The sequence below is a fragment of the Stieleria varia genome (genome assembly GCF_038443385.1).
Taxonomy (GTDB): domain Bacteria; phylum Planctomycetota; class Planctomycetia; order Pirellulales; family Pirellulaceae; genus Stieleria; species Stieleria varia.
In genome coordinates this window covers 8,134,306-8,159,840 of sequence record NZ_CP151726.1, presented here as the reverse complement: position 1 = coordinate 8,159,840, position 25,535 = coordinate 8,134,306, and the positions used below count along the sequence as shown (strand labels likewise).

Below are 25,535 nucleotides of genomic sequence, written 5' to 3'. Positions count from 1 at the left end.
GCAGACAGGGCCAACAGTTTGCTATCTCTTGTCGAATGGATTTTCGGCAAGGATGGTGCTGCACAGTAAGCTCTCAACGCAACTCCGCAGAGCGGGATTCCGTTTGGTGGTGTTGACTCCTGATTCAGGGGCCGGATCGATCAAAGCGTTTCAGTCGGACCAGTTGGCAACGGAGTCGGTTGCGTTTCAGAAAACGCATTTGCTGATGACGCTCAACGATGCGCGGCGATATTTACGCGAACCGATCCAGGAGAACGCAGCGTTGTGGTCTCGCCATCAGTATGTGGCGTCTGGATTGGCCGGCAACTACGCGAAGTATCGTGCTTGGATGAATCACGCTGCCCATCGTTTGCTGTTTCGACGCCAGTTTGTTCATCGAGCATTTGACGCCGTGGATCGCAAGTTTCATCGGCGTGCGGCGTTGGTGGACAAGCTTCGGTCGATCTCACCGTCGCTGGTCGTTTCAACCTATCCTGTCGATCCGTTCGAGATCAGTGGGTTGTTGGCTGCGAAGGAATTGGGAATCAAGACGGTCGGGCATCTGCTTTCGTGGGACAATATCACCTGTAAAGGAAGGTTCACGGCGGTTCCCGACTATTTCGTCAGTTGGGGGCCTGTCATGTCGGAGGAGATTGAGCAGCACTATGGAGTGGATTGCGATCGGATCTTTCCAGTGGGCGTGCCTCACTTTGATGCACATCGAGAGGAGATCGATCCGAGCCTGAACAGTGATGTGTTGCAAGATTTGGGGTTGGACCCTGGCAAGCCGTATCTCTTCCTCGGAATGAGTGCTCCGATTTTTGCGCCTCACGAAATCGATGTTGTGCAGTGGCTTGCCGACAATGTGTCCACTGGGCGCTTCGGCGACGATATGCAACTGGTGATCCGTCCTCATCCACAGAATGTGACCGGGAACATGGCCGACGTGAGTTGGCTCGATCGACTCAAGGCAATGCGCAGCAGTCGAGTCGCATTGAATTTGCCATTGTTGAGTCAGCGTGGTCTGAGTTGGGACTTGGAGACTCGCGATCTGACCGTCTTGGTGAATCTGTTGGCCGGGTGCTCGATCTGTCTCAACAGCGGATCAACGCTTTCGATCGATGCACTGGCGCACAACAAACCAGTTGTTTTGACGATGTTTGATGCCGATCGAACCGATTTGCCGTGGTGGCAGTCTGCGAGCAGGATTCGTGAGTATCCACATTACAAGAAACTGATCGAAATGGGAGGCGTTTCTCCTGTTGATTCCTTTGCGCAACTGGAAGCTGAAATCGACGCCTATCTCACAGATCCGGATCGCAACCATCAGCAACGAGCAGAGACTTTGGCACGGGAGTGCCGAGCCATCGATGGTCTGAGTTGTGAGCGAGTTGCGACCGCATTCGACCGAATTCTTGAGATGGGAAATTGACGATCGTTTGATGGTCGATTCGATCAAAACGCTTGTTGTGTCGGAGTCGCTGCTGCCAAAGCGATGCGGTTCGTCGATCGTGATGGAGAACTTTGCTGCCCACTTTTCCGCGGATGAGCTGGTTTTGCTGGGTGATTGTGCCTTTGGAAAGCGTACTGAGCATCAGCGCCAGCAGGGGTTTCCCGAGGTCGAGTATTTCGGGACCGCGATGTCCCTGGGAGGCAGAGGGGCTCGTTTTTTTAAGCGGCTTCGTTGGCGGCTATTGGACCGCTTGGTGAAAAGGATCATGGATGTCGCCACCCGGCACCGATGCAACCACATTTTGGGAGTCTATCCCGATGATCTGTGGTGTTACGCTGCATGTTTGGCGGCCAAGAGATTGAATGTCCCGTTCGATTCGTATTTTCACAACACCTATGTTGACAACGATGCCATCGAGGACGTGCGTGCCCAGCAATATCAAGCTGAGATCTTTGAGAGGTCACGAACAGTTTTTGTGATGAGCGATGGCATGTTGGGCTACATGCGGGACACTTATCCGGAGGTCAAGTTCTCCGTCTTGACGCATGTGTTTTGTGAGTATCCGTCCCGTTTTGAAAGAGAGCCCGTTTCTGTCACAGGGACGAAGAGAATTGTCCTGTTTGGGAATTTCAATCAATCCAATCTGGATGCCACGTTGCGTTTGCAAGCGGCTGTGCGATCTCGCTGTGACTATGAATTGCACTTTTACACAGATGTTCCGCGATTGTTGTTGGCTCAGCGTGGCTTGAACGTTTCCACAGAGCACTATCACGGGGCGTTGGGGCATCTGTCGTTCGATGACATGATGTCGGAGATCCGGCAGTATGACCTAGTTGCTTTGACGCACGGGTTGACGGGTGGGTACGGAGCTGTCGAGTATCAAACGATTTTTCCAACTCGCACCATTCCGATGATGTTGAGCGGGCTGCCCCTGTTGGTGCATTCACCGGAGAACGCGTTTTTGTCGGAGTTCGTGAGAGAGCACGGAATTGGTTGCTTGGTGACACAGCCGAGCGAGTCCGAGCTTGTTGCTGCGCTCGATCGATTGGTTGCTGATAGAGAGCTTGCTGATGACAAGATACGAAACGCAATGACAGCGGCGGGTTTGTTTTTTGGTCAGCGAGTGACATCACAGTTCCGTGACCAGATTCGTCGGCCGGCGGTCTAGGTCGATGTGTGGAATCTTTGCCCTTTTTGATTCGAATGAAACCGAGATTGATCCGTCTCGGGTTCGCGAGGCGACCGAAACGTTGTCTCATCGCGGTCCAGATTTCAGTGATGCTATTGTCGATGAGCATGTGGGATTGGGGCATACACGATTAAGCATCGTCGACTTGACCGCGGGAGCCAATCAGCCATTTACCATTGACGGCGGTAGGTTTACCCTGGTCTACAACGGTGAAATCTACAACTTTGCTCAGCTCAAGTCCGAGTTGGAAGCTCTCGGAGTGCGGTTCCGTACCCACTGCGATACCGAAGTGTTGGCCTATGGCTTGAAGCACTGGGGAGTTGATTGTCTAAGGAAGCTCAATGGGATCTTTGCGTTCGCGTTTTGGGATCGTGATGCCAAGACGCTGACGGTCGCGAGAGACCGGTTGGGCGTCAAGCCGCTGTACCTTTATTCCCATGGCGGGCAGTTGGTGCTCGCTTCGGAGATCAAGGCGATTTTGCACGCGGTACCGGAGCTGAAGCGAGAAGTGCAGTTTCAGGCGTTTTCCGAGTTCCTGCAATTTGGAGTTTCGCTGGGTGGCAAGACTCTATTCGCGGGAATCTCGCAGTTGCCGCCTGCGAGCTATGCGATCTGGAGTCGCGGTGATCAGTCGCCGGTGACGGGAGTCTATTGGTATCCGGAACCTGGTGGATACTCGGGAACAGTTGGAGATGCGATTGAGGAGACACGCGAGCGATTGGAGGCGGCGGTTCGATCTCAGTTGACGGGAGATGTTCCGATTGGCGTGTTTCTCAGCGGCGGTTTGGATTCTTCGGCCATCACTGCGTTTGCGTCCCGGCATTACCCAGGAAAGCTCCGGACATTCTCGGTGGCCTTTGATTTCGCTGACAAAAGTGAGTTGGAATTGGCCAAGCTCGTTGCGGAGCGATTTGATACGGAGCATCACGAGGTTCAAGTTTCCGGTTTTGGGCTGGAGGCAACCGTTTCGGCGTTGGTGGAGTGCCATGATTTGCCCTTTGGCGATTCGGCAAATATTCCGTTGTACCTGCTGTGCAGACAGAATCTTGCAGACATCAAGGTTGTGTTGCAGGGCGATGGCGGAGATGAATTGTTTGGAGGATATCGGCGATATCGAACGCTGACTCATGAGGCGTTCTATCGGTGCATCGCTCAAGTTCTCAGGATTCCCGGAATTTCGGGTGCACTGCCTCAGCGTCTCTCACGGTATCTGCAATGCTTCCTGCCCAAAAATAGAGGAGACAGGTTCGCACGGTTGTTGACGACCGAAACCTCGACAGAACGATTGAGTGGTGTGTTTAGTGATGGCATCGGGCGTCGATTGCTGGATCAACAACCGTTTGAGCGATACAAAGAAATCGCCGGTAAGTACTCGAGTTTGGACAGTGTCCAAGCAATGTTGCTGACGGACCTGGAGATTGTATTGCCCGACGTATTTCTGGAGAAAGTCGATCGAGCGTCGATGGCAAATGGAATAGAAGTGCGAGTGCCGTTACTTGAGAATGACTTGGTCGACTTTGCTGTATCGCTTCCTAGTTCATTCAAGGTCCGTTCGGGCGTACAGAAGTGGTTGCTTCGCGAGTCTCTTTCGGGAATTGTTCCTAGTGAGATATTGACAGCGAGGAAGTCTGGATTTGGCGTGCCCTACTCAGCGTGGTTGCGAGGGCCGCTCAATGAAATGGCTCGTGACCATTTTGCGGGCATGGCTGAAAAGGGCATGCTGAAGCAGTCTGCTGTGGATGCAATGCTGGCGAGGCATCAATCTGGATCAGAGCGTGATGCGTTCTTCTTGTGGAAACTGTTTCAGTTGGCGATCTGGTTCGATAAGTATCAGGTGGCGATGTGAGCACAGGTCGAGTATTTGACATGGACTCGTCGAGATCGTCGCGAATGGAAATAGTGCGTTATGCAGAATGATTCAGGAAAGCAACGCTATGCGGTGACGGACTACCTGTATTGGGGCATGATGTTGTTCGTCAATGTTCCCAATTTACTGGAGTTGGTCGGCATTGACACAATGTTCAAGCCCTATCGTGTGATTGCACTGGTTATCTGTGCCTTTGTGTGGCCCAAATTTGTTCGTGAGGCCGCTGTGACACGCCAGTTTTCCAGGTTGCTGTTCGCGGCCATATTCTATGGCTCGATCGTAACGGTTCTCTTCGGCGGTCGAGACATGTTGGCAAACGTGCCATTGATCGGTTCTATTCTGATTCTTTATGTGGCGACGTTTGGGGTGACGTCACGACGCTCACTGATCATCGGACTGTATGCATCTGTCGTCTCTTTCATTGTCTCCGCGTACTTTGGACTGTTGGCTTTCAATCAGGGCGAGTATCGGTTGTCGGGTTTGTTTGAGAACCCTAACGCTATCGGATTTGGTGGTTGCTTTGTGTTGCTGATCGTCATCAACCGCAACCTGGTGATTCCAAACGGTGTGCGTTTGGCAGTCGCGGTTGGGCTGATTCCGATTATGGTTTTGACCGGTTCCCGAAATGCGCTGGTGGGAATGGTGGGATGTTTCATGTCACAGACCTGGCGCAATCCGAGATTGTTCAATGGGTTGTTGATCACTGGTTTGGTGATCGCTGGGGTATCACTCTATTTTGAAAAAGAGATCAGCCGCATCACTCAGCGAGCCGTTTTCACGCGATTGACCAATCGAGATGTCATCGCGAGGGGAGGTGCGGGACGGATTGCCGTGGCATCCGCTGCATTGCAGGTGGGTTACGAGCACGGGTTCGTTGGGATCGGGTTTGGGCAGTACCGAGAGAAATACCACACCAAGTTCTTTCGTGAACGCCGAACGGATGGAACGCTGCGGAAACTGGGGTCGCACAATTTCTATGTGACGCTGTTGACCGAATGGGGCTTCTTTGGCTTTTGTTGTTTTGCATTGATGATGTACCGATTGGCGAAAGCGACAGAGGGGATGGGGTTGGAACGTGATTTCGTGATCGGTTTCTTGGCGGTCAGCATGCTCAATTCGCTTGGCAACGACATGGTCGGTATGATTCACTTTTGGGTCATGCTCGGTGTTTGTGTTCAGTTCATCAGGTTTGCCCATGAGGACGAGTTGGCATGGCAACCTTATCAAAATGCATGAGGAATATGCCGGTCAGGATCGTTCAGTAGCCGCAGCCACATGAGTAAGAAAGAGAAGGTGTTGGTGATCGGAGCGTTCAGGCGTACCGCCGAGGACGATCGGATTGGCGGTTTAGCTTTTGCGTGCAGTAGTCTGGTCGAGAGTGAATTGCAGCAGGACTACGAGTTCTTGTTGGTCGATTCGACGATCAGCAGCATTCGCAATCAGTCTGGCTGGCGACGTGCACCATCATCCGTGATTCGAATTCTGAAAAGTCTCTGGTTGATGACGACGAGTCGGGTGCGTTATGTCGTTTGTTTCACCAGCCATGGAAACAGTTTCTTGGAGAAGGGGACGATCGCGATCCTGGGACGTTGTCTTGGGAAACGAGTGGTGTTGTTCCCACGATCAGGTCACTTGATGAACCAACTGCAATCTCGTGCTTGGATGCGCAGATTTGGTCGACTGGTTGTTCGGTGCTCGTGGCGCGTCCTCTGTCAGAGTGAGCGTTGGAAAGATTTTTATGTGGAGATGTACGCCCAAGTCGGGGAAGCCGAATCTCGCTTTGTCGTATTAGAGAACTGGTTGCGAGCGTCGGCGTTTGTGGACATCGATGAACCTGTGTCGTCGTCCGATGGAACCGGTGCGGTGGTCGGTTTTTACAATCGGATCGAGAAATCGAAAGGGATTTGGGATTTTGTTGAGGTGGTTGACCAATTGCGGAAAGTGAACCCGCAGATTCGCGCGATTGTGTTTGGCGATGGCGCGGATTTGGACGAGTTGCAGCGTTTGATTCAACAACGCGGTGACGGTGCAATCAAGTATGGCGGTTGGCTAGACAACGACAAGAAAGAGCGTTTGCGAGAGTTGGACGTGATTTTGTTTTGTTCGCATGCGGAGGGTTTCCCCAATGCATTGCTGGAGACGATCGCGTTGAAGGTGCCGACGGTTGCGACCGATGTGGGAGCGGTGTCCGATATGGTTGTCGATGAAGTCGGCGGCTTCATTGTTGATGTCGCAGATCATGAGGCGATGGCCGCACGCGTGATTGAGCTATGTGGTAATCGATCGTTGCGATCGCAGTTTGCCGAGAACGCGTATCGTCGGGCTGTGCGTGAGAATTCGCTTGAAAATGCAGTCCAGCAGTTCAGGGAATTGTTGAGATGAATCCCACCGTGATTTGCTACCGGATTGGCAATTGGTTTCATCGACATGGGATGCGGCGAATCGGTTGGGTGATCACTTGGATCAACCGATTGATCTTTGGCGGTTTCGTTCCGTCAAGTGCTTCACTTGGCAAGTCGATCGTCATCGGATACTGGGGACTGGGAGTGGTGTTGCACAAGGATTGTGTGATCGGCGACTATTGTCATATTGGCACCAATGTCACGGTGGGTCGAAATCCTGGTCAGCCGGGCGTGCCGAAGATTGGCGACCATGTTTACATTGCAACGGGCGCGGTGGTTTCCGGATCGATTTGCATCGGTAGCCGAGTCATCATTGGTGCAAACAGTGTCGTTCTGAGCGATTTGCCGGATGGGGTACTGGCCGTCGGATCGCCGGCCAAAGTCGTGCGAGAGCTGACTCAGTACGAATTGGAAACGGTTCTTAGCGGGATTGTTCCTTAGCCGCAGCGTGCTACAGCTTTCGCGATCGGACTGAACGTTGGTGAATTTGGGATTTCACCGGCCATTTCGTCGCTTATTCTGTGCGAAGGCGATCGCGATTGAAGACAATGGAGCCTTCTAAAGCCCAGCCTATTTTGCTCTCATCCCGATGCCCGATTGGGGCCGCACTTTTCTTGACCACGCCAATCAGACCGTGAAAATCGTCTTCTTTTCGCACTACTTCACGCCCGAAGGGAATGCGCCGGCATCTCGGACGCATGACCATTGCGCGCGGTGGGCGGCGGCCGGGCATGAGGTCACGGTGATCACTTGTGCGCCCAATGTGCCTAATGGAGAGGTCTACGAGGGATACTCGAACGGACTTTGGCCGGTTAGAGAAACGATCGACGGGATAGAAGTGGTCCGGGTGTGGACCCGCATTCGCCCCAAGCCAGGCAAGAAGGACTTGATCCTGAATTTCTTGTCCTACATGTTTTCCGCTCTGTTCGCCTTCGTGTTCTTTGTCAGACGGCCCAACGTGATCGTCGCCACAAGTCCACAGTTTTTTTGTGGCGTTGCCGGCGTCTTGGCGAGCTGGTTGAAGTGGCGGCCATTGGTGTTGGAGATTCGCGATATATGGCCGGAATCCATTTTAACCGTTGGTGCCATGGGGCGATCACCGATCATCCGAGCGTTGGAGGTGATCGAACGATGGATGTATCGAAACGCATCACACATCGTCGCCGTTGGTTCGGGTTACCGAACCAACATCATGAAAAAGGTTGGCTTGGGTGATCGGATTTCAGTGATCACCAACGGGGTGGACCCAGAGCAGTTCACACCCGAGGAACGTTGTTTGGACATCGTGGAGACCTATGGCTTGCAGGGCAAGTTCATCTGCTCCTATGTCGGTACCGTGGGGCTGGCGCATGGATTGGACATCGTGGTGCGAACCGCTGAGCGTCTACGCGATGCAGGTCGTGACGATGTCGTGTTCATGGTCGTTGGAGGAGGCGCGAAACTGTCGTCATTGCGTGAGACGGTTTCAGAGCTTCGGCTGGATGATTTCATCGTGATGACCGGGCATTTGGATAAGCCTCAGATGCCCAAGGTGTTGGCGACATCGGACGCGTGTTTGGTTCACTTGAGCAATGTCGCGTTGTTTGCGACGGTGATTCCATCCAAGATTTTTGAAACCATGGCGATGGAACGACCGATCATCATGGGCGTGAAAGGGCCCGCGCGCGACATCGTGATGATGGCGGGCGGCGGTGTGGCCGTCGAGCCGGAAGACGATGCCGAGTTGTTCAATGCCGTCTTGCGGTTGGCGGAGGATCCCGAGCTGGCGCGTGCGATGGGGAGCGACGCAAGGCGTTTTGCACTGAAGCACTTCGACCGAAACGATCTCGCCGCAACCTATCTGACATTGTTGCGGGAGGTTGCATCCGGTCAGCCGGTCACCACCGTTGTGGCAGATTTGCCTGCGATCGGTCCTGAGGAGCGTCGATCGAAGTCAAGTTCATCGGCTGGTGTTGCTGCGAAAACGCAAGCGGAACAGGTTGGGTAGTTTTCTCGACTCCCGCAGATCGATCGACGCAAAGAGATGGAATAAGTAGGTATGCTGAGCGAACGGTTCTTTGGACGCCGGCTCGCTCGTGTGTCGAACCTGCTGGCCTATCACAAACCCAGCCAACTGATTGGACGGGCTTGGAAGAGCGTGCAGCTTAAGGTCCGTCGTCGTCTTCCCGAACGGATGATCTTTCAGCTTGGCAGAGATGCATGCTGTCTACGAGCCGGAGCGAAGGAGTCGCTGACCCGGCTATCTGAAAAGCGACTGAGTGCTTGGTCGCATCGCGGCCATGACGGATCTCAAATGGCCGAAGGCACGTTTTGTTTTCTCAATCAGTCGGTCAGGCTGACCGAGCAGGATACGACGTCGCTCCAGTCGATTCGTTGGCGAGGAGACGAGCCTCGGTTGTGGTTGTTCCATCTGCAGTGTCACGAATACCTGTTGGAATTGGCAGAGCATGATTTGGAGGCCGCGAATGATTTGCTGCGCGGTTGGCTCAGTGATCCGCTGCATCAATTTCCAGATCGAGATGAAAACGCTTGGCATCCGTTTTGCATCTCACGTCGACTGCGTGTTTGGATCTGTTTCGCTGCGGCGTTTGAGCTCGAGGATGACATCGAGACTGCTTTTTGGTTGAGTGTTCACGACCAGTTGCGGTGGCTGGCACGCAATCTTGAGTGGGATCTCGGGGGGAACCATCTGCTGGAAAACCTGGCGACGTTGGTGTTTGCGAATTGCTTTTTAGAGACGCTCTCAGGGAAGTCGCTGCCACGGTTCGAGTCGCGATTGATGCGTGAGATTCGATTGCAGGTTTTGCCGAGCGGTGAGCATTTTGAACGCACGCCGACGTATCATGCCATCATGCTGTTTTGCGTACTGGAGTTGGTCGATGCGACCGAATTTGCGTCGCATCCCATGCGAGGTCAATTGGTCACGGTAGCCGAGTTGATGTGCCGGTGGTTACAGCATGTGCTTCATTCGGACGGCAGCATTCCGCTGTTTGGCGATTCGGCGATGGACGAGACTCCAAATCCATCGGTGTTGTTCGAGTGGACAGGAGAAAACTCGACGATCAGATTCGATGGCACGGAGACGGTGGCTGAACCTTGGGTTGATTGCCCCAGTGGTCGGGAAAAGTTTGTCTTTGATGTCAGCGACGTGGGGTGTGATTCATTGCCCGCTCATGCGCACGCGGATTTATTGCAGGTAGTCGCTTCGGTTGCTGGCCGCCCGCTGTTGGTGGACTCGGGGAATTTTGACTACGAGCCATCTGAGATGCGGCGGTATTGTCGCGCGACGGAAGCACACAATGTATTGCAGGTCGATGGTGTGGATCACTGTGATCTGTGGAGTCGATTTCGCATGGGGCGTCGAGGGCACATCACGTGGCGCGCAAGCGGCAGAGAAGACTCGCTAAGTTGGTGTGTGGCAACGCACGACGCGTATCGTCACTTGGGCGTTCGCGAAGTAGGACGCTTGGTTTTGGCGGATGGATGCTCGTGGACGGTCGTGGACTGGATTCGATCACGTGGGCAGCATCAGTTGGTCAGTCGGTTGCATGTCCATCCAAGCTGGCGGTGTGAGCTTTCTGGTGCGTCCGAGGTGGCCGAATTGATTTACGGCCAAGACATCGTACGTCTTCGCAGTCTTCGAGAGAGTGATCGGTGGGGCAAGGGAACAGGTTGGTATTGTCCTGAGTTTGGTGTCAGACATCCAAACGATGTCCTGCAGTTGTCTCAATCCTCATCGGGATTTGCTTGGCTTGGCTGGACGTTGACTTGGGGCGATCAAGACCGTGAGGTGATGAGTGTGGAGCGAATTGAGGTCGATGGAGATTTTGTGCGTTTGGGATTGCAAGATGGACGCTGCGTTCAGATTCCAAGGGCATCCTAAGGTGCCCCGGCGCGGATTGGAGATGGTTACAATGGTCCATCACCTGATCCGATTTTATCTGTCTTCCTGGCTTGTTAGCGAATCGTATTCATGAAACATCGAAAGACGAACCGCCGCGCATTCTTGGCGACTGCGGCAACCGCGTTGGCGTCCACGAGCGTCTGTTACGGTGATGTGTTGGCCGACGATTCGGCAAAGAATGATCGGCCGGTGTTGGGATTGATCGGCGCTGGATTTCAGCCGAAAACCAAGCGACAGGGACGGGGGATCGCGATCGGAAAGCTGGCTGCGGAATTGGGCGATATCGCTGCCATATGTGAATTGGATCAGGATGCCGGGCGGTACGCGAAGAAGCATGTCACAGGCGATCGCTGTGAACTGGTCGACGATTATCGTCGTGTGCTAGAAAGGCCAGACATTGACGCGGTCTTGATCGCAACGCCCGATCACTGGCACGCCAAAATCGCAATCGAAGCCATGCGAGCGGGCAAGGATGTTTACTGTGAAAAGCCGGTTGCGGTGACGATCGACGAAGGAAAACGTATCCGCGATGTGGTCAAGGAAACCGGGCGAGTGTTTCAGGTGGGGACGCAGCAGCGGAGTGAATACAACAATCGTTTTTTGACAGCGATCGCGATGGTTCGAGATGGCCGCGTCGGGACCCTGCAGAAGATTCACATCGGACTTGATAAGGGCTGGGAAGGTGGTCCGTTTGACGCGTCGTCGCCTCCGGCAACCCTGAACTGGGAGCGTTGGTTGGGGCCAGCGCCGTTGACGGAGTACATACCGGAGCGAACGCACCGAACGTTTCGCTGGTGGTATGAGTACGCAGGCGGGCAGCTTTGTGATTGGGGGGCACATCACGTTGACATCGCGCAATGGGCGATCGGTCAAGCCGACGGTGGCCCCAAGCGTGTTGCGGGGACCGCGAAGATGAATCAGACGCTGGTCGATGGAATGCCGACGCGTGATGACACCTACAACACGCCGATCAATTTTTCAGTCACTTGTCAGTTTGACAACGACATTGAAATGTTGATTGATTCGTCGCGAAACGGAATCACGTTCACGGGGACGCAAGGACGTTTCTTTGTCAATCGAGGAACTTTGGAGGGCACGCCGGTCACGCAGTTGGCGGAACGTCCGCTGCCCGAGGGTGTGTTGCAAGATTTGTACGGTGGCGAGCCCGGGTCGCACATGGGCAATTTCTTTCAGTGTTTGCGGACTCGCCAAACTCCTATCTCCGACATTGATTCGCATCATCGGATTTTGACCACCTGTCACTTGGCCAACATCTGTTTGCGAGTGCATCGAGAGATCACCTGGGACCCCGTGCAGGAGCAGATTGTCGGGGATGAAGTCGCCGCATCATTGATGAAACGCAGTTATCGAAAGGGATACGAGATTGATGGATGACAATAAGGTTGCCTACGGACTGATCGGATTTGGAGCATGGGGAAAACATCATGCCGATGCGATCGCGAAAGCTGACAATGCAAAGTTGGTTGCCATTGCGGCCAGAAGCGATGCGTCTGCTGCTGCTGCACGCGAGATGTATCCTGATGCTTTTGTGACCACCGACTATCGAGAGCTGTTGTCTCGTGGTGAAGTCACCGTCGTTGATGTGGTGGTGCCCAGCTATCTGCACCATGAAGTCGCCACGGCGGTGTTGTCCGCTGGAAAGCACTTGCTGTTGGAAAAGCCAATGGGTGTTTCGCTGGGCGAGTGCGATTCGATGATCGATTTGGCCAAGGAACGGGATCGTTTGCTGTGCGTCGGACACGAACTGCGATTGTCATCGATGTGGGGCAAGGCCAAGGAGATGATCGAAGACGGATTCATTGGGACGCCGCAGTACTGTCTCGTCGAATTGTCTCGAAATCCGTATCGTCAAGGAGCGGATGGTTGGCGGTACGACATCCATCGCGTCGGAAACTGGATTCTTGAGGAACCGATCCACTTCTTTGACTTGGCACGCTGGTACCTTGCGTCGGCAGGCGAGCCAAAATCGGTTTATGCAACGGCCAATTCTCGGCAGCCGGATCACCCTGAGTTGCAAGACAATTTCAGCGCGATCATGCATCTTGATGGGGGCGCCTATGCCGTGGTGACGCAAACGCTCAGCGCGTTTGAGCATCATCAAACGGCGAAGATCACAGGGACCAAGGGTGCTTTGTGGGCGTCGTGGAGTGGTGCGATGGATCGGACTCGGCATCCGACTTTTTCGTTGCGGGCGTTTGATGGCAACGAAGTCACAACGATCCCGATCGAGAAACCGACCGGTGAGTTGTTTGAGTTGGAGGATCAGATCGTTCGCGTCGCCGATGCAATTCAGAACGGCACCGCGTTGCATTGCACGGCGGAGGACGGGCGATGGTCGGTCGCAATGTGCTTGGCCGCAACCGAATCGATTCGAATCGGTGCGGCGGCGGAGATTGATCGACGTTAAGGCGTCTCGGCGGAGAGCGTATGGTTTGTGTTTGGGCGTATGGTGGCGTTCGTTTTCGACTTGGAAAGTCGAACGACAATTGTCGCTCGACTTTCCAAGTCGATAGCGTGCCCCGGCAAGCGATTTGCCACGTTCAAACGTATTCTTGGGCAGACAGGCCCCCTCCCTCGCATTCGCCTAAAAGGCTCTGCTCGACCTCCCCCAAGTTCCTTGGGGGAGGTGGCGGTAGGGAGTCGCGGCGGAGAGCGTATGGTTTGTGTTTGGGCGTATGGTGGCGTTTGTTTTCGACTTAGAAAGTCGAACGACAATCGTCGCTCGACGTTCCCCAAGTTCCTTGGGGGAGGTGGCGGTAGGGAGTCGCGGCGGAGAGCGTATGGTTTGTGTTTGGGCGTATGGTGGCGTTCGTTTTCGACTTGGAAAGTCGATAGCGTGCGGCTACTTCTGCTTTTTTGTGCCGAAGCTCCAGAACTCGCTGGGTGTGTGGGCATCGGTGAAAAAGCGTTTTGCTTTGGCGACCAAGTCGGGATGTTCGGATGCGACGTCGTTGGTTTCGCCGATGTCTTGGCTGAGGTCGTAGAGTGCGACGGGACTGTCCGCATTTTTGTTCAGGTTCAACTGGATCGCTTTCCAGTTGCCGAAGCGGACCGCCCGTTTTCCGCCTTGTTCGTAGAATTCCCAGTACAGGTAGTCGTGTTGGGGTTGCTGGTCGGGTTTGCCCATCAGGGTGTTGACGAACGAGATGCCATCGATGTTGTTGGGTGTCTTCACGCCGGCCAGTTCACAGACGGTTGGCAGGACGTCCCAGTGCGCAGAGGCGTGTGACGTTTTTCTGCCGGGGGCGATCTTTCCGGGCCATCGGGCGATCATCGGAGCCCGAATGCCGCCTTCGGTAAGGTCGCGTTTGAAACCTCGAAGTGGTCCGTTGCTGTCGAAGAGCACCGGGTCATGACCTCCTTCGCGGTGTGGACCGTTGTCACTGGAGAGCATCACGATGGTGTTGTCGTCAAGGTCAAGTGTTTGAAGGAGCGTCATCAACTCACCGACTTCGTTGTCCAGGATCGTCATCATCGCGACAAAGGCTGCGGCGGGGTTGCGAAACTCGGTGCCCGCGTACTTTCCGATTTTGTTTTCGTACTCAGGAAACTGATCGCGGAACGGTGCCACATCGGACTCGGGCGCGTGCATGGCGGCATGCGGAATGGTGACGGGCAAGTAAACAAAGAACGGAACGTCTTTATTGTCCCTGATGAATTGAGTTGCTGCGTTCGCGATCAGCGGTGCGGTGTAGGTCTTGCCGTCGAGTTCAACACGCTCAAAATTGCTCCACAAGTGTGTCGGGTAATAATTGTGTGCTTCACGTTGGCAGTTGTATCCATAGAACACGTCGAAGTGATTCGCAGGATCACTTGGCGAGCCTGGTGCGCCGAGTCCCCATTTGCCGAACGCGCCGGTTTTGTAGCCGGCGTTACGTAGCAAGCGAGGGATCGTTACGATATCTGCCGGCATGGCTGCCTGCCCCTCCGGTTTGACTTCGCGGTTTCCTCTGACGTAGGTGTGACCGGTATGCAGGCCGGTCATCAGCGAGCAACGCGTCGGTGCGCAGACGGTGCTACCGGAGTAGTGGTCGGTGAACTGGATGCCTTCCTGGGCCAGTCGGTCGATGTTGGGTGTCTGGAACTTCTGTTGTCCGTAACAGGACAGATCCCCGTAGCCCGCGTCGTCCAGCAGGATGTAGATGATGTTTGGTTTTTCGGCTGCTTCAGCGGGGCTGAAGCCCTGGATGGCGAGCAAGCAGATCAGTGCGGTCAGGGAAAGTAGTTTCTGAAGCATCGATTGACAAGTCATTGAGAGTTGGGAAATGTGTGATGGGAACGTTCTATCTTAGTCCAGTCGCTGGCACCGGAGCAGGGTTCAATCGATTAAGATCGGTCTCAGGTGATGTCACAGTAACTTAGCGGAAACACGGAATCGACGTCCGATACGATGACAAAATTGGCTTTGCTGAGCGGTGGAAAGGTTTATTTGGTCGATGGCGATCGTGATCCGACGACGCATGAGAGTCGGTTCGCCAAGGAGGCCGAGTCGCGAGTGCAGCGGTCTCGATCGACCAACAGTTGGAAGCAAGAAACGGACGCTTGGGATCTGAATGCCAGCATGATGCCCGGACTCGGTGCGTTTCAGAATGCGGCGCGGCCACAAGCGATTCCGCGATTCACGGGGGTGACGCGTGGCATCGGCAATACGATGTGTTATTCGATGAACGTGTTTGGCGCTGGCGGATTGTTCTCGTATGACTTGGAGAAAGGGTTCGAGACGCGGTTGATGCACAGCAACGACTTTGACCCGCAAGGCTTGGTTGCCAATGCCTGGGACGGCATGTTGGCATTCGCGGTGGCCGCAGGCGACGGTACCGTCCACATCAAGCTCAAGCACACGGATCGCCCTCATCAACGGCAGATCACTGATGGCGACACCTGTGACGAGTGTCCGTGGTGGCATCGTGATGACGAAACCGCGTTTTTGTATTTTCACAGCACGGCTGTTGGACGTACGCCCGAAGGCTACCCGATCGGTCGAGGCCCGGGGCAGATCTGTCGCATTGCGGTTGATGAAGGCGACGTGGAGCATTTGGTGAGTGACGAAGCGTACGATTTTTTAAATCCGCGTTTGGATCATCAGGGCGCTTTGTACGCGATTCGGCGACCGTACAAACCACCGATGCAGCGGCAGAGTGGCGATCTGAAAACGACGGTGAAGGATTTTTTCTTGTTGCCGTATCGTTTCATGCGGATGCTATTTTTCTTTGCCAATTTCATGTCGATGATGTTCGTCGGCAAACCGTTGACCAGCGAGCATCTGGTGGAGACACCCGAGACGCAAACGCAGCGTCGTGTCTTGTGGGGCAGGGTTTTGGAAACGCAGAAAGCGATTCAGCAGAAGGGGCAAGAGAAACGCATGCGGCTGGTCCCAGGGGATTGGGAGTTGGTGCGTTTCGAGCCTGGTGAGTCGTTCGATACCGGTTCCGCCAAGTCGATTGCAAAGCACGTGATGGCGTATGCGGTAGCGGATGACGGGGCGGTGTTGTACAGCGATGGTGGCGGCGTGTACCGACTCGACTCGGCTGGCGCAGAAACCAAGGTCGCCGACGTCAACGCGGTGGAGCAGATCGCGGTACTGGGGGCGTAGCGGACATGCATGTCGGGTTGTGAGGCAAGCTTCATTCGATCCCGCAGCAGCTAGGTGGCATTGGCCATGGCGGCCAGTTGAACCGTTGCCCTGCCCTGCTCTTTCTCTAGATAGCCGCGTCCGAATTTGATGTTGACGTGATCCCAGGGCAGCTTGTCCATCATTTCATAGCTATCGTGGACTTGACGATCGACGTTGATTCCGGCGTCCGCTAGGGCTTGCCACCATCGTTGCGGATCGAGGTATTCGGTCCATCCGTCCATGCGAGCGCCGCGTTCCCACGCCAGTCGGATGGCTTTGCCGGTTCGGCGATCGCCTCGGCTGATGACGCCTTCTAGCAGGCTCGTTTCGATGTCGTGGCACTTGATGTTCACGCTGCGGATCGTGCGTCGACTCCACAAATACTTGTGTGCCCATTGAAAGTATTCCCGACGCTGCATTCCGTTCCACTGGTACGGCGTGTGAGCTTTGGGGACGAAGTTAGACACGCTGGCGGTCACGCGTGCGTAGCGACCACGGACTTCTTTACCTACGGTGGCAATCGTTTCAGCCAAGTCGACGATGCCATCGAGATCGACGGCGCGTTCGCCGGGCAGGCCGCACATGAAATACAGCTTGACGCTCTCAAAGCCGTTTTGGAACGCGGCCCGGCAGCCTTCGATCAAGTCACTGTTCTTGATCTTTTTGCGAATCTGTTCCCGCATGTCATCGCGGGCGACTTCGGGTGCCAGTGTCAATGAATTTCGACGTTCGCTACCGATCAATTGCGGCAACGAGCGCAGTTGATCATTCACGCGAAGGCTGGGGACGCTGATGTTCACGCCGACCGGCTTGAAGACTTCGTGGAGTCGTTTGACCAGGGGTTCGAAGTGCGGGTAGTCACTGCTGGAGAGCGAGAGGATGCTGATCTCGTTGTGGCCCGTGTTGAGATAGCTTTCCCAAGCGGCGTCGACGATCGTTTCGACTTCGCGGATTCGCAGCGGGCGTTTGATCACCGTGCTTTGGCAGAACCGACAGAGGTGCGGGCATCCACGCATGATTTCTAATGCGATTCGATCGTGAACACATTCGATGTAGGGAACGATCGGCTTGGTCGGTAGGGGGATTCCGTCCAAGTCGCTGATGACGCTGGGGGCGACTGTTTTGGGGATGTCGTCGCGTGTGGGCGTGAGGGATTGGATGCGATCGTCGGCGTATTCGCATTGGTAGAAGCGTGGGACGTAGGCGTATTCGATTTGTTGGGCGACGACGAGTAAAGCATCGGCACGCTGTTGGCGGCCAGTCTCACCGTCGGCAAAGCTGCCATCGGCGCGGCGATATTTTTCTTTGAGTTCGATCCAGAGGTCGCAGATGACTGGCAGTGCCGGTTCTCCATCGCCGGTGATCATGACGTCAAAGTAGTCCGCCATCGGTTCCGGGTTTTGGCAACACGGGCCGCCAGCGACCAACAGCGGATCGGCCATCGTGCGATCCACGGCATCCAGTGGAATGCCTCCCAGATCGATCATGGTTAACACGTTTGGCGAGCTGATCTCGTACTGCAGGCTCAGTCCGACGACGTCGAAATCCGACAGGGCGGTGAAGGTTTCCAGGCTGTAGAGTGGTATGTCGTGTTTGCGGAGTTGCTGTTCCATGTCTGGCCATGGAGCGAAAACCCGTTCGGCACACCAGTCGGAGCGGCGATTCATCAGCGAGTACAGGACTTGCAGCCCGTGGTGGCTCATACCGATCGTGTAGGCATCGGGGAATCCGATACACAGCTTGCCGCGAAGGTGTCCATGATCCTTGACCACGATGTTTCGTTCGCCGCCGACGTATTGTGCGGGAGTTTGAACGTGGGGCCAAATACGTGATTCCAGCAGTCGGCGGCGTTCGTGATTGATCATGCGGAGGCTTTTGGTGGTTGGTCAGGTGGGCAAGATTTCGCAGTGCGGTAAATTTGCACCATTGGGTGAAATCAATTCTGGTCGAAACAAGCCGATTTCCACAAGGGAAACCGGTGTCAGCCTAAAGGATATGAACGTGAGTGATTTTGAAGTGGTCGGGAAAGTGAGCGATTTTGAGGTCGGTCGCGGCCGTGCGGTGCCGTATGACGGTCGAATGGTCGCGGTATTTCGCCAGGAAAGTGGCGAGTGGTACGCGATCGACGACCTGTGCCCTCACATGGGGGCGTCGCTGGCCGAAGGATACGTGGAGGGCAATTCGGTGACTTGCCCCTGGCACGCATGGCGATTCTGCGTTGCCGATGGGACTTGGGAAGACAATCCCCGGGTCAAGGTCGACTCGTTCGAAGTGCAGGTCGATGGCGATGACGTGAAGGTTCGTGAACGGGTGGTGGAAAAAGAGGGAGATGTGGAGTGAGTGTCGAACTGCCGGATGCGGTTTGTTAGATTTCGTAGGTTCCGTCGACATCCAGGACAACCGGCGTCGCGCCGGTTTGCTGGGTGATCTTTTCCGCCCAAACCTGTGCGTCTTGCGCGATTGGAGGCCAAGTTCCATAATGTGTGGGCAGCACCACCGACGGCTCGATCAGTTTGGTTGCCGCAACACTGTCGTCCACTCCCATCGTGAACAGGTCGCCGATGGGCAACACGGCTACGTCGACACCCTGAGCGTACAAACGCATGTCGCTGAAGAGTGCGGTGTCGCAGGCAAAGTAAATCCGTTTGCCGTTGATCGTGAGAATGAATCCGGCCGGGCAACCCGCGTCGCTGCCGTCGGGCAGTGAGCTGCTGTGCAGAGCGGGAATCATCTTGACGGTGCCGAATGGCAAGTCAGCGGAGCCACCAAGATTCATTCCGAGGGTCGATTGGATGGAATGAGTGTCGGCGAACCATTGAGCGATCTCAAAAACAGCGATCACGGTAGCGTCGTTCGCTTTGGCGATTGCCGCAGCGTCGGCCACGTGATCAAAGTGTCCGTGTGAGATCAGGATGTGGCTGATGTCCGTGAAGTCGGACGGCTTGGACTTGGCCGTTGGGTTATCGGTCAAGAAAGGATCGAGCAGGATGCGATGCGAACCGGTATCGATCAGCCAAGAGGCGTGAGAAAGCCAAGTGAGTTTCGTCATCGTGCTTCGTTGGGTGAGTACGTCAGGCTTTCTAGCCTGACTGGGTTTCTGTACGTCAGGCTTTCTAGCCTGACTGGGTTTTTGTACGTCAGGCTTTCTAGCCTGACTGGGTGAGGGCATGTCAGCCTGGAAAGGCTGACGTACTTGTTGCTGATGTACGGGTTACCAGGTTTCGCCGCGGAGGCGGGCGATTTCCATGGCGTCTTTGTCGCCGCGTCCGGACAGGCAGACCACAAGGTTTTCCTTGGACGACATCTCGCTGGCGATCTGCATCGCTTTGGCCAATGCGTGGCTGGACTCCAGGGCTGCGATGATGCCTTCGGTGCGGGCAAGCTGATCGAACGCCGCCATGGCTTCGTCGTCTCCGCACTGGATGTAGTCGACCCGCCCGGTGTCCTTCCAATAACTGTGTTCGGGGCCGACGCCCGGATAGTCCAGTCCGGCGCTCATCGAGTGAACGTCGCAGGTTTGTCCGTCGGCGTCTTGCATCACGTAGCTGTAGCTGCCGTGCAGCACGCCCGGTGAACCGAACGACATCGGGGCGGCGTGGTCGCCTGGGTTGCTGCCTCGTCCGCCCGCTTCCACGCCGACCATCCGCACGCCGTCGTCTTCGACAAAGGGATAGAACATGCCTGCCGCGTTGCTGCCACCGCCCACACAAGCAACGACGCACTCGGGCAACTTGCCTAGGATTTCGCGAGATTGATCACGTGTTTCGCGTCCGATCACGGCCTGGAAATCTCGAACCATCATCGGAAACGGATGGGGGCCGATGACGCTGCCAATGATGTAGTGGGTATTCTCGACGGACGACATCCAGTCCCGCATGGCTTCGTTCACCGCGTCACGCAAAGTGCGCGAGCCGCTCTCGACGCTGCGGATCTCCGCACCCATGAGTTTCATGCTAAAGACATTTGGTTTTTGGCGGCGGATGTCTTCGGCGCCCATGTAGACCGTGCATGGCAAGCCGAAGTGGGCACAGGCGGTGGCACTGGCGACGCCGTGTTGTCCGGCACCTGTTTCCGCGATCACGCGTGTCTTGCCCATTCGCAGCGTCAGCAGGGCTTGACCAAGCGTATTGTTGATCTTGTGGGCACCGGTGTGATTGAGGTCTTCGCGTTTGAGCCAGATCTGGGCGCCCCCGCAAGCTTCCGTCAGTCGTTTTGCGTGGTAGAACGGGCTGGGGCGGCCGACGAAGGTCTTCAGTAATCCGTTCAGTTCACGTTGGAACTCGGGGTCTTTCTTGGCTCGCTCGTATTCATCGATCAGTTGGTCGAGGGCGCGAGTGAGCGTTTCCGGGACAAATCGACCGCCGTAGTCGCCGAACCTGCCCCGCGCGTCGGGAACCGATGCTGAAGCGTGAGAGGAATCCGGTGCGATACTCATGAGGATTTCCGAGGGGCAGAGGTCAGCGAAGTGGTTTTGGTGTTGGTGATGGGGGCGATCGGTGTTCAGATCGACCGTGGCCGCTAAAGTTTATTCGACAGCAAAGACGCCGTTCTGTTCCCCGATTCTCTCTGGACCATCCGAGTTGGTCAACGCGACGAAACCATCGACCATCCGTCTGCCCGAGATCCGGTCCGTCATGGGCGTTGATTTCAGTGGTGCCGCATTGTCCGGAAAAACAGCGTGGTGTGCTCAAATGCGACCCATTGGTGTCTGCGCGGACGGTTTGCCCAGGCTGAGGCTGGATTCTTTGGACCGACTGGGCCGTTTGGCGGGCGAGGATCGACGCGAAGCCGTCTGTGGTTATTTAGTGGACCGGATTTCCGGCGGCGAGAAAACTTTCTGGGGATGCGATTTTCCCTTCGGATTGCCGATCGAGCTCCAGTTGGGGGATTGGCCGTCGCAATTGGAGCATGTGGCGGAGTTTTCTCGCGATCAGGGATTCGCGGGCATCCAAGGCAGATCCTCTGTCGGGGCCAAGGACTACGGTCGACATCTCGTCAAATTGACCCAGCAGCGAGTTTCGACGATGCACACGCGGCGGGACACGGATCGAGAAACACAAACGCCGTTTGACTGCTATCACTATCGCATCATCTACCAGACCTATCATGGGATGAAAGACGTTCTGGCACCGCTGGCAGGCCGCTCCGATGTTGCGGTGCTGCCATTTCAGTACGAACGGTTGCGGTCGCGGAAACCGGTTTCGCGGCTGGTGGTTGAGGCCTGTCCGTCGTCCACGTTGAAGCGATTGGGATTGCCGCATCAGCGCTACAAACAATCTGGTGGCAAACCGCCCGAAGCGATCCACAAAAGGACGCGGCAGGTGATTTTGAAAACGATCACTCGCTGGGTGGAGCTGACGCCCTATCGACGTCGTGTGATCATGAATGATTCCGGCGGTGACGCTTTGGATGCGGTGTTGGCGGGTTTGGGAAGCTGGCAGGATTGGGCCGCCGCAGACCATCAACATTTGGCCGGTCACCACCGATATCCGGTCGAGGGACGTGTTTATGCCTGAATTGCCCGAAGTCGAAACGATGCGACGAGGTGTGCTGCCGATCGTGGGCACACGCATCGTTTCCGCCGAACGACCGCCCTGCCCTCGTCGTCCGATTCTGTTTCAGCCGACGATCTCCACATTTGATCGACGCGTTGCCGGCAAGACGATCACAGACATTCAGCGGTTGGGCAAACGGGTGATTGTGATCTTGGAGGATGATCAAGCGATCGTAATGGAGCCTCGCATGACCGGCTTGGTCTTGTTGAGCGATCCGCCCACCATAGAACACTTGCGTTTGCGATTAGAGTTATCAAGTGAGTCGAATCGACAGTTGCTGTTCTGGGATCGTAGGGGACTCGGTACGGTGCGTTTGTACCGCCCCGGTGAGTTGGCGACAAAGGTACGTGCACGACTGGGAATGGATGCTCTGGAGATCACATCGCAGCAACTGCAGCAAAGTCTCAAGTCCAGCCGGCGCGCCGTGAAGGTGGCATTGCTGGACCAATCCGCAGTCGCTGGAATTGGCAATCTCTACGCTGCGGAAATTCTGTTCGTTGCCGGGGTCGATCCGAGGACGCGATGTGACCGGTTGACGCGGCCCCAATGGCAGCGGATTCGTGCCGCGGCGCAGTTGGTTCTGGCGGAGGCGATCGAGCACGAGGGCAGCACGCTCAGCGATGGAACCTATCGAAACGCATTGAATGACGCAGGTGGCTATCAAAACTATCATCGGGTCTACGATCGAGAGGGAGAATGCTGTGCCCGTTGCGGAAAAGCCGAAATTCGCCGAATCGTTCAAGCTCAACGAAGCACATTTTTCTGTCCGGTTTGCCAGCGAAAGTCAGGTTTATACGAGGGAGTGGCCGATTTGCGGGAGTCGTCACTCGATGTGTGAAAACTGATCGAGCCGGAATTTGGCTGCTCTGGTAGAATAATGGTGTGGTCTGAACGCCCAAAGTTTGGCGACTCTTTCGAACTGAGATGTTTTCATGAATCCAAAACAAACCCGACGTGACTGGCTTCGGCAGGCGACAGTGTTGTCCGCGATCGGGCTGTCTGCGTCCGTGGGGCGGCCTGTCCATGCTGAGGAAAATGCCAAATGGGAGGAGTCCGTTCGCAAAGGGCTTGATTGGTTGAGCCGAACCCAGTCCTCTCGCGGCCATTGGAACACTCAGGTCTATCCGACCGCGATGGCGGCGCTTGCCGGGACGGCGATGATCGCTAGTGGTTCGACGACGACTCAGGGTCCCTACGCCAAACCGATCGCAAGAACTGCGGATTACTTGATCAGCAAAGCCAACAGCAACGGGTTGATCGGAGATCCGAAGACCGATTCACGCTACACCTACGGGCACGGATTTGCGATGTTGTTTATGTCGCAAGTCTTGGGCGAAGAAGGCTTGTTGGATCGGCGACGTGAACTGGTCGAGGTGTTGACTAAGGCAGTCGAGTTCAGCGGCAACGCTCAGACGGCGGCTGGCGGATGGGGCTACGTTTCAGCGGCCGAAGGAAACGATTTCGACGAAGGCTCCACGACGATCACGCAAGTGCAAGGGCTGCGTGGTTGTCGCAACGCGGGGATTCCTGTGAGCGGCGAGATCATTCAACGTGCAAAAGACTACATCTACGGTTGTAAGAACAAGGATGGCGGAATCAGCTACAGCAGTCGCCAGCGTGGCAGCAGTCGTCCGGCGATCACTGCGGCGGCCTTGGCGGCGCTTTACAACGCGGGTGACTACGACAGCGAGCACGTACCCGAGATGCTCGCTTACGCCAAAGAGAATTTGCACAACATCAGTGACACGGCTCGCGCGTTCGGTCACTGGAACTACACCTACTTGTACTACAGCCAAGTCGTGTATCGCCAAGGCGACGAGCTTTGGAAACCGTTTCGTCAAAAGCTGTACGATCAAATCGCAACCACGCAGCGTCCCGATGGATATTGGGAAGGCCAGATCCATCAAGTCTACGTGTCCGCCTGTAACCTGATCATGATGCAATTGGACCACAGCTACCTACCGATCTATCAGCGGTAAGCAGTTGAACGCATAGGGATGCCGTTTCCACGTACGTCTTGTGTACGTCAGCCTTTCCAGGCTGACATCTGCGCAATTTTGTTTGACCCGCAGCCGAAGGCGTAGGAGACGCTACCAACCGGCTTGGCCCGCATGGTCCAACGCCGCCTGCGCCTGTCGGCTACGGGTCAAACGAGGCTGGGGGTGAAGTTTGCTGGGTTGGCCTTCGAGACTCGCTTGTGATTCGCGTATTTCGTCATGCGGAGCATGACCTACGTGAATTCAATCCGCGGCGATGTCGTAGGCGTACATCAGGTCTTGGTCGCGGATGATCAACTTGCCGGCGGCGACGACCGGGTGCGTCCAGATGGCTCCTTTGCCGCGATCCAGCTCGGTTTGCTTGGGCAGCGTCAATTTGCCGTGGGAAATCCAATCGCTGCGATTGGGTTCCGCCAAATGGACCGTGCCGTCTTGATCGTTGTAGCAGTACAGACGACCGTCGGCGTAACAGATGGCGCCGCTGCGGTTGGGGCGTTCACCTTGTTCCCATAGCGTGTCACCGGACTGCATGTCTTGGGCCATCCAGTTCCCGCCGTTGGATTTCGTGAATCCGTAGATCACGTCGTTGACCAAAACGACGCCACCGTGATTGTTTTCCATGGATTTGTTGGACAGTGCATAGACGGACTGCACCGAGAGTCCGTCCGGTTTGTCCTTGATCTTCAGCAGGGTGTTGCCCGCGCCGTACGCGCTGGTGTGATAGATGAAGCGATCATGCAGAATGGGCGTCGGGATCACAGCGGTTTGATTGCCCGTTGCGGTATCACGAAAGACCTCGTCTCCACTCTTGCAATCAACCGCGATCAAACCGCTTTTGCTGGCGGTCAAGTAAAACGCAGTTTGTTTTCGTTGGCCTCGCATGATGGAGACGTACTGTGCGGGTTCGTGAATTCCTTTTGAACCCCAGACTTTTTTTCCGCTGTTTCGATCCAAGGCGATCATGAAGTTATTTTCGCCCGGTGTCACCACCACTCGATCGCCATCGACCAATGGCGATTCACTGTAGCCCCAGGTCGGGACCTGGCCGCCGTGGTCGGCGGTCATCGAAGTCGACCAGAGAAGTTCACCGGTGTCTTTGGCCAGAGCAGCCACGGTACCAATGTCGGTGACCACGAAGACTTGGTCGCCATCGACCGTCGGTGTGCCGCGAGGGCCGGCGCCCCACTGGTCGTTGTAGTCGCCCGAGTTGCCGGCGCGGGCGACGGGTGTTTTCCAGATTTCACTGCCGTCACCGAGCGACAGGCAGATCGCAAAGCATTCGTCATCGTTGGCACCCATCGTGAAAACTTTTCCGTCGACGACCGACACGGTGGAGTAGCCCGTACCCAAATTCACCGCCGTCCAACTCATCGGCGGACCGCCTGATGGCCAGTCTTGCAACAGTTCTTGGGGAGCGGCGTGTCCGTCGCGATTGGGGCCTCGCCACTGGGGCCAATCTGTGTCGCCGGAGCGTGCGGATGATGCGGTGACGCAGGTGAGTGTGCAGGCAAGCAGAAACGAAGTGGTGACGCGAGGAAGCAGGTGAGGCATCAG

At 55.6% G+C, this 25,535-nt stretch carries 20 protein-coding genes; 15 read left to right on the top strand and 5 right to left on the bottom strand.

Going from position 1 to position 25,535, the window contains the following annotated elements; translation table 11 throughout:
- The first annotated feature begins 52 nt into the window (after nucleotides 1-52).
- From Pla52nx_RS27515 to Pla52nx_RS27470, 10 genes are all read left to right on the top strand, one after another.
- Nucleotides 53-1,411, top strand: coding sequence for a glycosyltransferase family 4 protein (locus Pla52nx_RS27515; protein WP_146522163.1), 1,359 nt, complete (start codon nucleotides 53-55; stop codon nucleotides 1,409-1,411).
- Entirely contained in the window at nucleotides 1,362-2,600 is a 1,239-nt protein-coding gene (locus tag Pla52nx_RS27510) for a hypothetical protein (RefSeq protein WP_342190271.1), read from the top strand. Before Pla52nx_RS27515 ends, Pla52nx_RS27510 begins: the two co-directional genes overlap by 50 nt.
- A 4-nt stretch (nucleotides 2,601-2,604) precedes the next feature.
- On the top strand, nucleotides 2,605-4,467 hold the full coding sequence (asnB, locus tag Pla52nx_RS27505; RefSeq protein ID WP_146522161.1) for an asparagine synthase (glutamine-hydrolyzing): 1,863 nt from the start codon (nucleotides 2,605-2,607) through the stop codon (nucleotides 4,465-4,467).
- Nucleotides 4,468-4,527: 60 nt separating this feature from the next.
- Nucleotides 4,528-5,724, top strand: coding sequence for an O-antigen ligase family protein (locus tag Pla52nx_RS27500; protein WP_146522160.1), 1,197 nt, complete (start codon nucleotides 4,528-4,530; stop codon nucleotides 5,722-5,724).
- Nucleotides 5,725-5,763: 39 nt separating this feature from the next.
- Nucleotides 5,764-6,870, top strand: a complete 1,107-nt coding sequence (locus tag Pla52nx_RS27495) for a glycosyltransferase family 4 protein (protein ID WP_146522159.1) — start codon at nucleotides 5,764-5,766, stop codon at nucleotides 6,868-6,870.
- Nucleotides 6,867-7,331 (top strand): serine O-acetyltransferase, encoded by a 465-nt coding sequence (locus Pla52nx_RS27490; RefSeq protein WP_146522158.1) that lies wholly within the window; start codon nucleotides 6,867-6,869, stop codon nucleotides 7,329-7,331. The genes Pla52nx_RS27495 and Pla52nx_RS27490 overlap by 4 nt, the downstream gene beginning before the upstream one ends.
- Before the next feature lie 193 nt (nucleotides 7,332-7,524).
- The gene (locus Pla52nx_RS27485) at nucleotides 7,525-8,877 is read left to right on the top strand and encodes a glycosyltransferase family 4 protein (RefSeq protein ID WP_197454908.1); all 1,353 of its coding nucleotides are present in this window, start codon (nucleotides 7,525-7,527) and stop codon (nucleotides 8,875-8,877) included.
- A gap of 51 nt (nucleotides 8,878-8,928) precedes the next feature.
- The gene (locus Pla52nx_RS27480) at nucleotides 8,929-10,773 is read left to right on the top strand and encodes a heparinase II/III family protein (RefSeq protein ID WP_146522156.1); all 1,845 of its coding nucleotides are present in this window, start codon (nucleotides 8,929-8,931) and stop codon (nucleotides 10,771-10,773) included.
- Between the two features lie 90 nt (nucleotides 10,774-10,863).
- Entirely contained in the window at nucleotides 10,864-12,189 is a 1,326-nt protein-coding gene (locus Pla52nx_RS27475) for a Gfo/Idh/MocA family protein (RefSeq protein ID WP_146522155.1), read from the top strand.
- Nucleotides 12,182-13,222, top strand: a complete 1,041-nt coding sequence (locus Pla52nx_RS27470; RefSeq protein WP_146522154.1) for a Gfo/Idh/MocA family protein — start codon at nucleotides 12,182-12,184, stop codon at nucleotides 13,220-13,222. Before Pla52nx_RS27475 ends, Pla52nx_RS27470 begins: the two co-directional genes overlap by 8 nt.
- A 435-nt stretch (nucleotides 13,223-13,657) precedes the next feature.
- On the opposite strand, the gene Pla52nx_RS27465 is transcribed toward Pla52nx_RS27470, so the two are convergent.
- The gene (locus Pla52nx_RS27465) at nucleotides 13,658-15,052 is read right to left on the bottom strand and encodes an arylsulfatase (RefSeq protein ID WP_146522153.1); all 1,395 of its coding nucleotides are present in this window, start codon (nucleotides 15,050-15,052) and stop codon (nucleotides 13,658-13,660) included.
- A gap of 153 nt (nucleotides 15,053-15,205) precedes the next feature.
- Between Pla52nx_RS27465 and Pla52nx_RS27460 the strand changes: the two genes are divergently transcribed.
- Complete coding sequence (locus tag Pla52nx_RS27460) at nucleotides 15,206-16,408, top strand: hypothetical protein (protein WP_146522152.1); 1,203 nt, start codon at nucleotides 15,206-15,208, stop codon at nucleotides 16,406-16,408.
- A 50-nt stretch (nucleotides 16,409-16,458) separates the two neighbouring features.
- On the opposite strand, the gene Pla52nx_RS27455 is transcribed toward Pla52nx_RS27460, so the two are convergent.
- On the bottom strand, nucleotides 16,459-18,294 hold the full coding sequence (locus Pla52nx_RS27455; protein ID WP_146522151.1) for a TIGR03960 family B12-binding radical SAM protein: 1,836 nt from the start codon (nucleotides 18,292-18,294) through the stop codon (nucleotides 16,459-16,461).
- Between the two features lie 136 nt (nucleotides 18,295-18,430).
- On the opposite strand from Pla52nx_RS27455, the gene Pla52nx_RS27450 reads away from it, so the two are divergent.
- Complete coding sequence (locus Pla52nx_RS27450; protein ID WP_146522150.1) at nucleotides 18,431-18,769, top strand: Rieske (2Fe-2S) protein; 339 nt, start codon at nucleotides 18,431-18,433, stop codon at nucleotides 18,767-18,769.
- 25 nt (nucleotides 18,770-18,794) lie between these two features.
- Here the strand turns inward: Pla52nx_RS27450 and Pla52nx_RS27445 are convergent, their stop codons facing one another.
- Together Pla52nx_RS27445 and trpB are read right to left on the bottom strand one after the other, a co-directional pair.
- A complete protein-coding gene (locus Pla52nx_RS27445) occupies nucleotides 18,795-19,478 on the bottom strand; it encodes a metal-dependent hydrolase (protein WP_146522149.1) in 684 nt (227 codons plus the stop codon).
- Between the two features lie 162 nt (nucleotides 19,479-19,640).
- On the bottom strand, nucleotides 19,641-20,864 hold the full coding sequence (gene trpB / locus Pla52nx_RS27440; protein WP_146522148.1) for a tryptophan synthase subunit beta: 1,224 nt from the start codon (nucleotides 20,862-20,864) through the stop codon (nucleotides 19,641-19,643).
- A gap of 76 nt (nucleotides 20,865-20,940) precedes the next feature.
- On the opposite strand from trpB, the gene Pla52nx_RS27435 reads away from it, so the two are divergent.
- The 3 genes from Pla52nx_RS27435 (at nucleotide 20,941) to Pla52nx_RS27425 (ending at nucleotide 23,963) form a co-directional block, all read left to right on the top strand.
- On the top strand, nucleotides 20,941-21,945 hold the full coding sequence (locus tag Pla52nx_RS27435) for a DUF429 domain-containing protein (protein WP_231742317.1): 1,005 nt from the start codon (nucleotides 20,941-20,943) through the stop codon (nucleotides 21,943-21,945).
- Nucleotides 21,938-22,822: a bifunctional DNA-formamidopyrimidine glycosylase/DNA-(apurinic or apyrimidinic site) lyase gene (gene mutM, locus Pla52nx_RS27430; RefSeq protein WP_146522147.1), complete on the top strand. Its 885-nt coding sequence runs from the start codon at nucleotides 21,938-21,940 to the stop codon at nucleotides 22,820-22,822. The genes Pla52nx_RS27435 and mutM overlap by 8 nt, the downstream gene beginning before the upstream one ends.
- A gap of 94 nt (nucleotides 22,823-22,916) precedes the next feature.
- Nucleotides 22,917-23,963 (top strand): prenyltransferase/squalene oxidase repeat-containing protein, encoded by a 1,047-nt coding sequence (locus tag Pla52nx_RS27425; RefSeq protein ID WP_146522146.1) that lies wholly within the window; start codon nucleotides 22,917-22,919, stop codon nucleotides 23,961-23,963.
- A 261-nt stretch (nucleotides 23,964-24,224) separates the two neighbouring features.
- On the opposite strand, the gene Pla52nx_RS27420 is transcribed toward Pla52nx_RS27425, so the two are convergent.
- On the bottom strand, nucleotides 24,225-25,532 hold the full coding sequence (locus tag Pla52nx_RS27420) for a PQQ-binding-like beta-propeller repeat protein (RefSeq protein WP_146522145.1): 1,308 nt from the start codon (nucleotides 25,530-25,532) through the stop codon (nucleotides 24,225-24,227).
- Between the last annotated feature and the right edge of the window lie 3 nt (nucleotides 25,533-25,535).